This window comes from Enterobacter cloacae complex sp. 6730903, assembly GCF_048283985.1.
Lineage (GTDB): Bacteria > Pseudomonadota > Gammaproteobacteria > Enterobacterales > Enterobacteriaceae > Enterobacter > Enterobacter hormaechei_C.
This window is the reverse complement of sequence record NZ_JBLVXX010000040.1, coordinates 1-12,324: the sequence shown is the minus strand read 5'-3', so window position 1 is coordinate 12,324 and position 12,324 is coordinate 1. Positions and strand designations below refer to the sequence as shown.

Below are 12,324 nucleotides of genomic sequence, written 5' to 3'. Positions count from 1 at the left end.
TTAAGTCACGAGTATACGTCATGCGCGTCGCCGATTTCTCCTTTGAACTACCTGAATCCCTGATTGCTCACTACCCCATGCCTGAGCGTAGCAGCTGTCGCTTGCTGTCACTGGACGGGCCAACGGGCGCGCTGACGCACGGTACTTTCACCGATCTGCTCGACAAGCTCAACCCTGGCGATCTGCTGGTCTTTAACAATACCCGCGTGATCCCGGCGCGTCTGTTTGGCCGTAAGGCCAGCGGCGGCAAGATCGAGGTGCTGGTCGAACGTATGCTCGATGATAAACGTATTCTGGCACATATTCGCGCCTCCAAAGCGCCGAAGCCGGGCGCTGAGCTGCTGCTGGGGGATGACGAGAGCATCAAAGCGACCATGACCGCGCGCCACGACGCGCTGTTCGAGGTGGAATTCAACGACGAGCGCACGGTGCTTGATATCCTGAACGCCATCGGCCACATGCCGCTGCCGCCGTATATTGAGCGCCCGGACGAAGAGGCCGACCGCGAGCTGTACCAGACCGTGTACAGCCAGAAGCCTGGCGCGGTGGCGGCGCCAACGGCGGGCCTGCACTTTGATGAACCGCTGCTGGAAAAGCTGCGCGCCAAGGGCATTGAGATGGCGTTCGTGACGCTGCACGTCGGCGCGGGGACCTTCCAGCCGGTGCGCGTGGACAGCATCGAAGACCACATCATGCACTCTGAGTATGCCGAAGTGCCGCAGGAGGTGGTGGATGCGGTGCTGGCGGCGAAAGCGCGCGGTAGCCGCGTCGTGGCCGTCGGTACAACGTCGGTACGTTCCCTTGAGAGCGCTGCGCAGGCCGCGAAAAGCGAGCTGATTGAGCCGTTCTTTGGCGATACGCAGATCTTTATCTACCCGGGTTATCAGTACAAAGTCATTGATGCGCTGGTGACCAACTTCCATCTGCCTGAATCGACGCTGATTATGCTGGTTTCCGCGTTTGCGGGGTATCAGCATACGATGAACGCCTACAAGTCTGCGGTAGAACAAAAATATCGCTTTTTTAGCTACGGTGACGCGATGTTTATCACGTACAATCCGCAGGCTTTGAATGAGCGTGTCGGGGAATAAGTCCGCGGCACCGTGTTACAACGTTGGACTGTTTTTCTGACGTCGGAGAAAAAATGAAATTTGAACTCGATACCACCGATGGCCGCGCGCGTCGCGGTCGCCTGGTGTTTGATCGCGGCGTGGTAGAAACCCCCGCGTTTATGCCTGTGGGCACGTACGGCACCGTAAAAGGAATGACGCCGGAAGAAGTTGAAGCCACTGGCGCACAGATTATCCTCGGCAACACCTTCCACCTGTGGCTGCGTCCGGGCCAGGAGATCATGAAGCTCCACGGCGACCTGCACGATTTCATGCAGTGGAAAGGCCCGATCCTCACCGACTCCGGCGGTTTCCAGGTCTTCAGCCTGGGCGATATCCGTAAGATCACCGAGCAGGGCGTACACTTCCGTAACCCGATCAACGGCGATCCAATCTTCCTCGATCCGGAAAAATCCATGGAGATTCAGTACGATCTCGGCTCCGATATCGTGATGATCTTCGATGAATGTACGCCATACCCGGCGGACTGGGACTACGCCAAACGCTCCATGGAGATGTCCCTGCGTTGGGCGAAGCGTAGCCGCGACCGTTTTGACTCCCTGCAAAACAAAAATGCGCTGTTCGGCATTATCCAGGGCAGCGTTTACGAAGATTTACGCGATATCTCGGTTAAAGGTCTGGTAGAGATAGGCTTTGATGGCTACGCTGTCGGCGGTTTGGCTGTGGGTGAGCCGAAGGAAGACATGCACCGTATTCTGGAGCATGTCTGCCCGCAAATCCCGGCGGATAAACCACGATACCTGATGGGTGTGGGTAAACCAGAAGATCTGGTGGAAGGCGTACGTCGCGGCATTGATATGTTCGACTGCGTTATGCCAACCCGAAACGCGCGTAACGGTCATCTGTTCGTTACCGATGGCGTGGTGAAAATCCGTAACGCGAAGCATAAAAGTGACACCAGCCCGCTCGATTCCGAGTGCGATTGCTATACCTGTCGCAATTATTCTCGCGCGTATCTGCATCATCTCGATCGTTGCAACGAGATTTTGGGGGCGCGTCTCAATACCATTCATAATCTTCGTTATTATCAGCGCTTAATGGCTGGTTTACGTAAGGCTATCGAAGAGGGTAAATTAGAGAGCTTCGTGACCGATTTCTACCAACGTCAGGGGCGGGATGTTCCACCGTTGAACGTTGATTAATTTTAATAATGAGGGAATTTGAATGAGCTTTTTTATTTCTGATGCGGTAGCAGCAACGGGTGCACCAGCGCAGGGCAGCCCGATGTCTCTGATTCTGATGCTGGTTGTGTTCGGTCTGATCTTCTACTTCATGATCCTGCGTCCACAGCAGAAGCGTACTAAAGAGCACAAAAACCTGATGAACTCCATCGCGAAGGGCGATGAAGTCCTGACCAATGGTGGCCTGGTGGGTCGCGTAACCAAAGTAGCGGAAAACGGCTACATTGCTATCGCCCTCAACGACACCACTGAAGTGGTTATCAAACGTGACTTCGTAGCTGCCGTTCTGCCGAAAGGCACCATGAAGGCGCTGTAATCCCAACTTTTCCCAAAGGGAACTGCCGTGTTAAACCGTTATCCTTTGTGGAAGTACATCATGCTGGTCGTCGTGATTATCGTCGGCCTGCTGTACGCGCTTCCCAACCTGTATGGTGAGGATCCGGCCGTTCAAATCACTGGCGCGCGCGGTGTCGCCGCCAGTGAGCAAACGCTGATCCAGGTCCAGAAAACGTTACAAGAAGAAAAAATTACCGCTAAGTCTGTGGCACTGGAAGAGGGCGCAATTCTTGCTCGCTTCGACACCACCGACACGCAGCTCCGCGCACGTGAAGCGCTGATGGGCGTGCTGGGTGATAAATATGTCGTGGCGCTTAACCTTGCTCCTGCAACCCCACGCTGGCTGGCTGCGCTGAACGCAGAGCCAATGAAACTGGGTCTTGACCTGCGTGGCGGCGTTCACTTCCTGATGGAAGTGGATATGGATACCGCGCTCGGCAAGCTACAGGAACAGAACATCGACAGCCTGCGCAGCGATCTGCGCGATAAGGGCATTCCGTACACTACCGTACGTAAAGAAGATAACTACGGCATGAGCATCACGTTCCGCGACAGCGCGGCACGCGATCAGGCTGTGACCTATCTGTCTCAGCGTCACCGCGATCTGGTGATCACCTCTCAGGGCAGCAACCAGCTGCGTGCGGTAATGACCGACGCGCGTCTGAGTGAAGCACGTGAGTACGCCGTTCAGCAGAACATTAACATTCTGCGTAACCGTGTAAACCAGCTGGGCGTGGCTGAGCCACTGGTACAGCGCCAGGGTGCTGACCGTATCGTGGTCGAACTGCCGGGTATCCAGGATACCGCCCGTGCGAAAGAGATTCTGGGCGCGACGGCGACCCTGGAGTTCCGTCTGGTTAACTCCAACGTCGACCAGGCTGCTGCGGCTTCAGGCCGTGTGCCGGGCGATTCCGAAGTGAAACAGACCCGCGAAGGCCAGCCGGTTGTGCTGTACAAACGCGTGATCCTGACCGGTGACCATATCACCGACTCCACTTCAAGCCAGGATGAGTACAACCAGCCGCAGGTTAACATCTCGCTGGATAGCGCAGGTGGCAACATCATGTCTAACTTCACCAAGGACAACATCGGCAAACCGATGGCGACCCTGTTCGTGGAGTACAAAGACAGCGGTAAGAAAGACGCCAATGGCCGTGCCGTACTGGTGAAAGAGGAAGAGGTGATTAACATCGCCAACATCCAGTCTCGTCTGGGTAACAGCTTCCGTATTACCGGTATCAGCAACCCGAACGAAGCGCGTCAGCTCTCTCTGCTGCTGCGTGCCGGTGCGCTGATTGCGCCAATTCAGATTGTTGAAGAACGTACCATCGGTCCAACCCTGGGTATGCAGAACATCAAACAGGGTCTGGAAGCGTGTCTGGCCGGTCTGGCGGTGTCCATCATCTTCATGATCTTCTTCTATAAGAAGTTCGGCCTGATTGCGACCTCCGCGCTGATTGCCAACCTGGTGCTGATCATCGGTATCATGTCCCTGCTGCCGGGGGCGACGCTAACCATGCCTGGTATCGCGGGTATCGTTCTAACCCTTGCGGTGGCGGTCGACGCCAACGTACTGATAAACGAACGTATCAAAGAAGAGCTGAGCAACGGTCGTTCTGTACAGCAGGCGATTGAAGAAGGCTACAAAGGGGCGTTCAGCTCCATCTTCGATGCGAACGTAACAACACTGATTAAGGTTCTTATCCTGTATGCAGTGGGTACTGGCGCGATCAAAGGCTTTGCGATTACTACCGGTATCGGTGTCGCAACGTCGATGTTTACCGCTATTGTCGGCACCCGTGCCATCGTGAACCTGCTGTACGGCGGCAAGCGCGTCAAAAAGCTGTCTATCTGAGGAGTGCGTTGTGGCACAGGAATATACTGTTGAACAATTGAACCACGGCCGTAAAGTCTGGGACTTTATGCGCTGGGACTACTGGGCCTTCGGCATTTCAGGTTTTCTGCTGATCTTGTCCATCGTCATTATGGGCGTGAAAGGCTTTAACTGGGGTCTGGATTTCACCGGTGGTACGGTGATTGAAATTACCCTGGAAAAACCGGTCGATATGGACCAGATGCGTGAGTCTCTGCAAAAGGCGGGCTTTGAAGAGCCGCTGCTACAGAACTTCGGCAGCAGCCGCGACATCATGGTGCGTATGCCGCCGGTACACGATGCCAACGGCAGCCAGGAGCTGGGCAGTAAGGTCGTCCAGGTGATTAACGAAACGACCAGTCAGGATGCAACGGTTAAGCGTATTGAGTTTGTCGGCCCGAGCGTTGGTGCTGACCTGGCGCAGACCGGTGCGATGGCGCTGCTGGTGGCGCTGATCTCGATCCTGATTTACGTCGGTTTCCGCTTTGAGTGGCGACTGGCGGCAGGCGTGGTTATCGCCCTGGCGCACGACGTGGTGATCACCATGGGCATACTGTCTCTGTTCCACATTGAGATTGACCTGACGATTGTGGCATCCCTGATGTCCGTTATCGGTTACTCACTGAACGACAGTATCGTGGTATCTGACCGTATTCGTGAAAACTTCCGTAAGATCCGTCGCGGCACGCCGTACGAAATCTTTAACGTGTCGTTGACCCAGACGCTGTACCGTACGTTGATCACCTCCGGCACCACCCTGATGGTGATCCTGATGCTGTTCCTGTTCGGTGGCCCGGTGCTGGAAGGCTTCTCGCTGACCATGCTGATCGGTGTGTCTATCGGTACGGCCTCGTCTATCTACGTCGCGTCCGCACTGGCGCTGAAGCTGGGCATGAAGCGCGAGCATCTGATCCAGCAGAAAGTCGAGAAAGAAGGGGCGGATCAGCCGTCCATTCTGCCGTAAGAGTCTTATGCGGTATCGAAATCCCGGCCTGCTGGCCGGGATTTTTTTTGTCTGCATCTCACAAACACTCCTGACAGTATGCTGTCAGGAGCCCTGTCGTAGACTCCTTCTGAACCCTAACAACAGGCAGGAGGACGTATGAAAAGTGTTATTAACTGGTTTGAAATTCCGGTCGCCGATATGGATCGCGCCATCAAATTTTATGAGCCGGTGATGCAGGTCGTGCTGCGGCGCGAGAAGATGGACGTGGCTGATCTGGCGATTTTCCCGCACGAGGATCCGGCCACCGGCGGCGCGCTGGCGAAATTTGACGGCGTTACACCCTCTTCACAGGGCGCTATTATTTACCTGCATACTGACAATCTGGCGGCCACGCTCGATCGTATTGCTTCTGCGGGCGGTGAGTGCGTGTTTGGCCCGCTGGAACTGCCGCAAGGCATCGGCACTATAGCCCTGTTTACCGACAGCGAAGGTAATCGCGTCGGCCTCCATCAACCGGTATGAGAGTACACCGATGACCCGACGCGCTGACCGATTATTCCAGATTGTGCAGATCCTGCGGGGCAGGCGTCTGACAACGGCAGCGCATCTGGCGGAAAGGCTTGGCGTGTCCGAGCGCACGGTGTACCGCGATATCCGCGACCTGTCGCTTTCCGGCGTGCCGGTGGAAGGCGAGGCGGGAAGCGGATATCGGCTGATGTCGGGTTTTGATTTACCCCCGCTGATGCTGACCAACAAAGAGTCCGAGGCGCTGATGGTGGCGATTCGCCTGCTCAAAACCTGGGGCGGGGAATCGCTGTCGCGCGAGCTGGAGTCTGCTCAGGAAAAAGTGCTGGCGATCCTGCCGGAAGAGAGCCGCCGCAAAGCTGAACAGACGCGGATTTACGCGCCGGATATTGCCCTTCAGCCACATTCCCGTAGTGGTTTCGACGTGATCCACCAGGCCATTTCTGCCCTGCGTGTGCTGGGGTTGCACTATCGCGATGAAGCCGGGCAGTTAACCTGGCGTGAGGTTCAGCCGCTGGGGCTGTTCTTCTGGGGAGAGCACTGGCTGCTGGCCGCGTGGTGCGAACGGCGCGATGACTATCGCTGTTTCCGTCTCGACCGGTGTTTGCATATTACGCTGACGGAAAGACGCTTTAGCGAAAGCGCGGACAGGTCGCTGGCGGATTTTTTGCGGAAGGTGAAGCAGTAAAAAGCCAGCTCAGGAGCTGGCTTATGCGCCGGGTGGCGCTTCGCTTACCCGGCCTACGATTTGCGACGTTATCGGGTTTTGTAGGCCGGGTAAGGCGTAGCCGCCACCCGGCACTAAACGCTGGATTAGAAGTTGTAACCCACGACCAGGTAACCACCCCAACCGGTAGAGCGAACGCTGAAGTCGCCATTGCCGAAGTTCAGGCTGGCGTCGTCGTTCCACTGACCACCGTTGTGCCAGTAACGCGCAACAACAGAGTAGTGCCAGTGATCGTAGTTCAGCGCCAGGATGTGGCTGGACGCGATGGAGTTACTGGTACGAGCGTGCTTCCCGTTGTTGTCATAGAAGTTATCGTCGCCCAGATCTGAACCCCAGTCAAAGTTGGTGAAACCGATATAGCTCAGGTTACCGCCCCACAGCTGAGTGATTGGCACAAAGTATTTCACTTTGAAACGGTAGCCATCCCACTCGTTCTCATTCGATGCGCCATAGTTCTGCCACTGGTATTTCGCATACACGTTCAGAGACAGGCTCATTGGCAGGCCGGTATCGATGTCAGTACCCAGACCCATATACCAGGTGCTCTGTTCCTGAGAATCGTTGCGACCCATGTCATAAATGTAGTTGTTCGCGAAATACCACTCTTTGAACGGACCGAAGCTAAGATCGGTGCCGGTCAGCTTGTCGATGGAGAACCGTGGTTCGATTTCCATGAACAGCGGAGAGCCGTTGTTCCAGATACCTTTGGCATCGGAGTTACCGCCGAAGAATACCGGGAGATCGACGTAGCCGTAGAAATCAAACCAGTCTTTTTTAGCGAACGCTTCGTACTCGAGGTAAGTATCGTTACGGATCTGTGGTCCGAAACGGGTGTGGTAGCTGCCTACCACGTTAACGCTCTGGTGCCACCAGTCGGAGAGGTATTGTGGTTTGTCGTTTTCCGCTGCGTTAACAGTGAAAGAGGAGGACAGTGCCAGAACTGCACCGGCTGCGAGTAATGTTTTTTTCATAATCATGCCACTGATTGAAATTCCCTTCCGGGAGTGAAAAATGCGCGAATTGCGTTTCTAAATATTTCGTGTTTCTGCGGAGCCTATTATAGGAATCCTTGCTCACAAAAATATGTGTTGTTTCACATATCTCTCACATACGTAATCGATTGCGTTCACGTTTGCGTACTTTAGACGGGCGCGATTGTAGCGGCAATAATTTATGTTGCCAATCCATACGAAATGTAAATGTTAGCGGAGTGACATTTCACTCCGCCAAAAGGGGAGGTTATTGCGCGGCGGGTTGAATGTCGTGAATGCGGATAAAGCCTAACTGTTCCGGCGTCAGGCCGCTCAGCTGAACCGGGATGTCCACGTCGCTCGGCGCCAGCGTGCTGGCGGGGGCGGTGAAGAGCTGATTCTTCACGTTCACTTCCTGATAGCTCTCCGTAGTGCCCTGAATCTGGCCCCACTCTACGGTGCCGCTGAACGCGGGAAGCGGATCGTTGGATTCACCCTGAATGCGTAATGTTGCGCGAGTACCATCGGCATTCGCTGCAACATTCACCAGAGACATCTTTAGGGTGCCAATCTGGCTGTTCAGACGCGCGGGCGTGTTTGCACCTGGCAATAAATAAACGCCATTGCTGGATTTGGCATTCAGCGCGTTCTGCTGGGTGATCTTCACGGTTTCTTTGTTAAGTTTGTCCATCGCCACGTTAAGCGTATTCACGCTTTGTTTCATCTCGCGGACTTCGCTTTGCTGTGCGCAGGCGCTGAGCGTGAACAGGCTCCCCACCAGCACTATTTTCAGGTAACGTCTTGTCATTGCGTTTAATTCCTTGAAATCATAGATTGCTGCAATGGTAGACAGGATAGTGCCGTCAGGCATAGATCCTTTGTCTCAAAAAGCTCTTCCTTTGTTGTCGGGCCAGTTCAGGGTAAAATAGAAATCAGTTAACCAGATAACAGGGACATCGTATGCATTGCCCATTTTGCTCCGCTGTGGATACCAAAGTCATCGACTCACGTCTTGTAGGCGAAGGGTCTTCCGTGCGTCGTCGTCGGCAGTGTCTGGTGTGCAACGAGCGTTTTACCACCTTCGAGGTGGCAGAGCTGGTAATGCCGCGCGTGGTAAAAAGTAACGATGTGCGCGAACCGTTCAATGAAGAGAAACTGCGTAGCGGGATGCTCAAGGCGCTGGAAAAACGGCCCGTCAGCTCTGATGACGTCGAAATGGCGTTAAACCATATTAAATCTTATCTGCGGGGGTTAGGTGAGCGCGAAGTGCCGAGCAAAATGATCGGCAATCTGGTGATGGAACAGCTGAAAAAGCTCGATAAAGTCGCCTATATCCGCTTTGCCTCCGTTTACCGCAGCTTCGAAGACATCAAAGAGTTTGGCGAAGAGATCGCCCGCTTACAGGATTAAGCCCATGCACGACGAGATGTACATGGCGCGAGCCATGAAGCTGGCGCAGCGCGGTCGGTTTACCACTCACCCTAACCCCAATGTCGGGTGCGTCATTGTTAAAGATGGCGAGATTGTGGGGGAAGGTTTTCACTACCGCGCAGGCGAGCCGCATGCTGAAGTGCATGCCCTGCGCATGGCGGGAGAGAAAGCGCGTGGCGCGACGGCCTACGTGACGCTGGAGCCATGCAGCCATCACGGGCGCACGCCGCCGTGCTGTGAAGCGCTGATTGCGGCGGGCGTCTCGCGCGTTGTCGCCGCCATGCAGGATCCTAACCCGCAGGTGGCGGGCCGCGGGCTGTATCGTCTGCAACAGGAAGGTATCGACGTCAGCCACGGACTGATGATGCCGGATGCGGAAGCCCTGAATAAAGGCTTCCTGAAGCGCATGCGCACCGGCTTCCCCTTTATCCAGCTTAAGCTTGGCGCGTCCCTGGATGGCCGCACGGCGATGGCGAACGGCGAAAGCCAGTGGATCACCTCGCCGCAGGCAAGGCGCGATGTGCAACGTCTGCGCGCACAAAGCCATGCTATTCTCACCAGCAGTGAAACGGTACTGGCTGACGATCCGGCCATGACCGTGCGCTGGGAAGAGCTGAATGCGGATACCCAGGCGCTCTATCCGCAGGAGAACCTGCGTCAGCCGCTGCGCATTATTGTTGATAGCCAGAACCGCGTGACGCCGGAGCACCGCATCGTGCAGCAGCCGGGGGAAACCTGGATTGCCCGCACCAAAGAAGATACGCGCGAGTGGCCGGAAGGCGTGCGCAGCATTATGGTGCCGGAACATAACGGGCATCTCGATCTGGTGGTGCTGATGATGCTGCTCGGCAAACAGCAGGTCAACAGCATCTGGGTTGAAGCCGGTCCGACGCTCGCCGGCGCACTGCTTCAGGCGGGGCTGGTGGATGAGCTTCTCGTCTACGTTGCGCCTAAACTGTTAGGTAATGACGCGCGCGGCCTGTTTGTGCTGCCCGGCCTTGAAAAACTGGCCGATGCGCCGCAACTCTCATTCAGCGAGATTCGTCCGGTAGGACCGGATGTCTGCCTCCATTTAACGACAGCGTAATTGCACCTGAAATAGGGAAGCAGTGCGCAAAGTATTATGATAAAATCCGCCCCCCTGCGGGGCCAAATGAACCCGTAAAGGAAGAGTATGAACATTATTGAAGCTGCTGTAGCTACCCCGGACGCTCGCGTCGCCATCACCATTGCGCGTTTCAACAACTTCATCAACGATAGCCTGCTGGAAGGTGCGGTTGACGCCCTGAAACGTATCGGCCAGGTTAAAGATGACAACATTACCGTCGTTTGGGTACCAGGTGCTTACGAACTGCCACTGGCAGCGGGCGCGCTGGCGAAAACCGGTAAATACGACGCGGTGATTGCGCTGGGTACTGTTATTCGTGGCGGCACTGCGCACTTCGAATACGTTGCGGGCGGTGCAAGCAATGGTCTGGCGCACGTTGCGCAGGATGCTGAAATTCCTGTCGCGTTCGGCGTGCTGACCACCGAAAGTATTGAACAAGCCATCGAACGTGCTGGTACCAAAGCCGGTAACAAAGGTGCAGAAGCTGCACTGACCGCGCTTGAAATGATCAATGTATTGAAAGCCATCAAGGCCTGATTTTTTTGTAAGGGGAATTCCGTGAAACCTGCTGCTCGTCGCCGCGCCCGTGAATGTGCCGTCCAGGCACTTTACTCCTGGCAGTTGTCCCAGAACGACATCGCTGATGTTGAATACCAGTTCCTGTCAGAACAGGACGTGAAAGACGTTGACGTTCTGTACTTCCGTGAACTGCTGTCGGGAGTGGCGACTAATAGCGCGTATCTCGATGGTCTGATGAAGCCATATCTGTCCCGTCTGCTCGAAGAGCTGGGCCAGGTCGAAAAAGCAGTGTTGCGTATCGCGCTGTTTGAGCTGTCTAAACGTGATGATGTGCCGTACAAAGTGGCCATCAACGAAGCGATCGAACTGGCGAAAACCTTCGGCGCTGAAGACAGCCACAAGTTTGTTAACGGCGTGCTGGATAAAGCCGCACCTGCGATCCGTCCCCACAAAAAGTGATCCGCAAACCGGAGTCCTGCATTGCCCCAACGGCAGTGCGGCTCCGGTTTTTTCTTTTATTTGCTGAGGCATAACGTATGGCATGCGGCGAATTCTCCCTGATTGCCCGTTATTTCGACCGTGTCAGAACCTCTCGTCTTGATGTTGAAACCGGTATTGGCGATGACTGCGCACTTCTCAATATTCCCGAAAAACAGACGCTGGCAATCAGCACCGACACCTTAGTGTGTGGGCGACATTTCCTGCCGGATATCGATCCTGCCGATCTGGCGTATAAGGCGCTGGCGGTTAACGTCAGCGATCTGGCGGCAATGGGCGCCGACCCGGCCTGGCTGACGCTGGCGCTGACCCTGCCGGAGGTGGATGAAGCCTGGCTTGAAGCCTTCAGCGATGCCCTGTTTGAACAGCTGAATTATTACGATATGCAGCTGATTGGCGGTGATACCACCGCCGGTCCGCTGTCGATGACCCTGGCAATCCACGGCTATGTGCCTGCCGGGCGCGCGCTGAAGCGTTCGGGCGCAAAACCGGGTGACTGGATCTACGTGACCGGTACGCCGGGCGACAGCGCGGCAGGGCTGGCGATCCTTCAGAACCGTTTAACGGTTGAAGATGCTGACGATGCGGCGTATCTGGTGAAGCGCCATCTGCGGCCAACGCCGCGTATTCTGCACGGTCAGGCGCTGCGCGAGCGGGCAAGCTCCGCAATCGATCTCTCTGACGGGCTGATCTCCGATCTCGGTCATATCCTGAAAGCCAGCGGCGTGGGCGCACGCGTTGACCTGGATCTGTTCCCGCTGTCGGCGCAACTGCTTCGCCATGTCGAACCTGAACAGGCGCTGCGCTGGGCGTTATCCGGTGGAGAAGATTATGAGCTGTGCTTCACCGTGCCTGAGCTGAATCGCGGAACGCTGGATGTGGCGTTAGCGCATCTGGGGGCGAAATTTACCTGCATCGGGCAGGTGATGCCGGAAAGTGAAGGGCTGCTGTTTGTCCGCGACGGCGCCCCGGTTACGCTTGACTGGAAAGGGTACGATCACTTTGGGTGAGTGTTTTGCCGGGTGGCGGCTTCGCCTTACCCGGCCTACAAATAAAGTGCGATCGTAGGCCGGGTAAGG

General features: G+C 55.7%; 14 protein-coding genes. 12 read left to right on the top strand and 2 right to left on the bottom strand.

The annotated features are described in order from the left end of the window. Positions 1–20: 20 nt before the first annotated feature. The 7 genes from queA to ACNQ0W_RS18610 all read left to right on the top strand — a co-directional run bounded on the left by queA (position 21) and on the right by ACNQ0W_RS18610 (position 6,679). Positions 21–1,091 (top strand): tRNA preQ1(34) S-adenosylmethionine ribosyltransferase-isomerase QueA, encoded by a 1,071-nt coding sequence (gene queA / locus ACNQ0W_RS18640; protein ID WP_006809916.1) that lies wholly within the window; start codon positions 21–23, stop codon positions 1,089–1,091. 53 nt (positions 1,092–1,144) lie between these two features. Further along, a complete protein-coding gene (gene tgt, locus ACNQ0W_RS18635) occupies positions 1,145–2,272 on the top strand; it encodes a tRNA guanosine(34) transglycosylase Tgt (protein ID WP_003859110.1) in 1,128 nt (375 codons plus the stop codon). A gap of 22 nt (positions 2,273–2,294) precedes the next feature. After that, positions 2,295–2,627: a preprotein translocase subunit YajC gene (gene yajC / locus ACNQ0W_RS18630; protein ID WP_003859109.1), complete on the top strand. Its 333-nt coding sequence runs from the start codon at positions 2,295–2,297 to the stop codon at positions 2,625–2,627. A gap of 27 nt (positions 2,628–2,654) precedes the next feature. Continuing rightward, positions 2,655–4,502, top strand: a complete 1,848-nt coding sequence (gene secD, locus ACNQ0W_RS18625; protein WP_003859106.1) for a protein translocase subunit SecD — start codon at positions 2,655–2,657, stop codon at positions 4,500–4,502. Positions 4,503–4,512: 10 nt separating this feature from the next. Further along, positions 4,513–5,484 carry a protein translocase subunit SecF gene (gene secF / locus ACNQ0W_RS18620; RefSeq protein ID WP_417933225.1) on the top strand — a complete coding sequence of 324 codons (972 nt, stop codon included), beginning with the start codon at positions 4,513–4,515 and terminating at the stop codon, positions 5,482–5,484. A 138-nt stretch (positions 5,485–5,622) separates the two neighbouring features. Then, the gene (locus ACNQ0W_RS18615) at positions 5,623–5,988 is read left to right on the top strand and encodes a VOC family protein (RefSeq protein WP_062933837.1); all 366 of its coding nucleotides are present in this window, start codon (positions 5,623–5,625) and stop codon (positions 5,986–5,988) included. A 10-nt stretch (positions 5,989–5,998) separates the two neighbouring features. Then, positions 5,999–6,679: a helix-turn-helix transcriptional regulator gene (locus ACNQ0W_RS18610; protein WP_062933836.1), complete on the top strand. Its 681-nt coding sequence runs from the start codon at positions 5,999–6,001 to the stop codon at positions 6,677–6,679. Positions 6,680–6,804: 125 nt separating this feature from the next. On the opposite strand, the gene ACNQ0W_RS18605 is transcribed toward ACNQ0W_RS18610, so the two are convergent. Both ACNQ0W_RS18605 and ACNQ0W_RS18600 read right to left on the bottom strand, forming a co-directional pair. After that, entirely contained in the window at positions 6,805–7,689 is an 885-nt protein-coding gene (locus ACNQ0W_RS18605; RefSeq protein WP_047051188.1) for a nucleoside-specific channel-forming protein Tsx, read from the bottom strand. Between the two features lie 268 nt (positions 7,690–7,957). Next, a complete protein-coding gene (locus tag ACNQ0W_RS18600; RefSeq protein ID WP_080454696.1) occupies positions 7,958–8,497 on the bottom strand; it encodes a DUF3251 domain-containing protein in 540 nt (179 codons plus the stop codon). A gap of 152 nt (positions 8,498–8,649) precedes the next feature. On the opposite strand from ACNQ0W_RS18600, the gene nrdR reads away from it, so the two are divergent. The 5 genes from nrdR to thiL all read left to right on the top strand — a co-directional run bounded on the left by nrdR (position 8,650) and on the right by thiL (position 12,255). Next, entirely contained in the window at positions 8,650–9,099 is a 450-nt protein-coding gene (nrdR, locus tag ACNQ0W_RS18595; RefSeq protein ID WP_003859099.1) for a transcriptional regulator NrdR, read from the top strand. Positions 9,100–9,103: 4 nt separating this feature from the next. Then, positions 9,104–10,207, top strand: coding sequence for a bifunctional diaminohydroxyphosphoribosylaminopyrimidine deaminase/5-amino-6-(5-phosphoribosylamino)uracil reductase RibD (gene ribD / locus ACNQ0W_RS18590; RefSeq protein WP_062933834.1), 1,104 nt, complete (start codon positions 9,104–9,106; stop codon positions 10,205–10,207). Positions 10,208–10,294: 87 nt separating this feature from the next. Next, positions 10,295–10,765: a 6,7-dimethyl-8-ribityllumazine synthase gene (gene ribE / locus ACNQ0W_RS18585; RefSeq protein ID WP_003859098.1), complete on the top strand. Its 471-nt coding sequence runs from the start codon at positions 10,295–10,297 to the stop codon at positions 10,763–10,765. A gap of 21 nt (positions 10,766–10,786) precedes the next feature. After that, complete coding sequence (nusB, locus tag ACNQ0W_RS18580) at positions 10,787–11,206, top strand: transcription antitermination factor NusB (RefSeq protein WP_006809908.1); 420 nt, start codon at positions 10,787–10,789, stop codon at positions 11,204–11,206. A 77-nt stretch (positions 11,207–11,283) separates the two neighbouring features. Then, the gene (gene thiL, locus ACNQ0W_RS18575) at positions 11,284–12,255 is read left to right on the top strand and encodes a thiamine-phosphate kinase (RefSeq protein WP_062933833.1); all 972 of its coding nucleotides are present in this window, start codon (positions 11,284–11,286) and stop codon (positions 12,253–12,255) included. The last annotated feature ends 69 nt before the right edge of the window (positions 12,256–12,324 follow it).

What these genes read in the sequence shown, in the direction of transcription:
- queA (WP_006809916.1), top strand. Translation starts at nt 21, where the DNA reads ATGCGCGTCGCCGATTTCTCCTTTGAACTACCTGAATCCCTGATTGCT.
- tgt (WP_003859110.1), top strand. Translation starts at nt 1,145, where the DNA reads ATGAAATTTGAACTCGATACCACCGATGGCCGCGCGCGTCGCGGTCGC.
- yajC (WP_003859109.1), top strand. Translation starts at nt 2,295, where the DNA reads ATGAGCTTTTTTATTTCTGATGCGGTAGCAGCAACGGGTGCACCAGCG.
- ACNQ0W_RS18615 (WP_062933837.1), top strand. Translation starts at nt 5,623, where the DNA reads ATGAAAAGTGTTATTAACTGGTTTGAAATTCCGGTCGCCGATATGGAT.
- ACNQ0W_RS18610 (WP_062933836.1), top strand. Translation starts at nt 5,999, where the DNA reads ATGACCCGACGCGCTGACCGATTATTCCAGATTGTGCAGATCCTGCGG.
- ACNQ0W_RS18605 (WP_047051188.1), bottom strand. Translation starts at nt 7,689, where the DNA reads ATGAAAAAAACATTACTCGCAGCCGGTGCAGTTCTGGCACTGTCCTCC.
- ACNQ0W_RS18600 (WP_080454696.1), bottom strand. Translation starts at nt 8,497, where the DNA reads ATGACAAGACGTTACCTGAAAATAGTGCTGGTGGGGAGCCTGTTCACG.
- nrdR (WP_003859099.1), top strand. Translation starts at nt 8,650, where the DNA reads ATGCATTGCCCATTTTGCTCCGCTGTGGATACCAAAGTCATCGACTCA.
- ribD (WP_062933834.1), top strand. Translation starts at nt 9,104, where the DNA reads ATGCACGACGAGATGTACATGGCGCGAGCCATGAAGCTGGCGCAGCGC.
- ribE (WP_003859098.1), top strand. Translation starts at nt 10,295, where the DNA reads ATGAACATTATTGAAGCTGCTGTAGCTACCCCGGACGCTCGCGTCGCC.
- thiL (WP_062933833.1), top strand. Translation starts at nt 11,284, where the DNA reads ATGGCATGCGGCGAATTCTCCCTGATTGCCCGTTATTTCGACCGTGTC.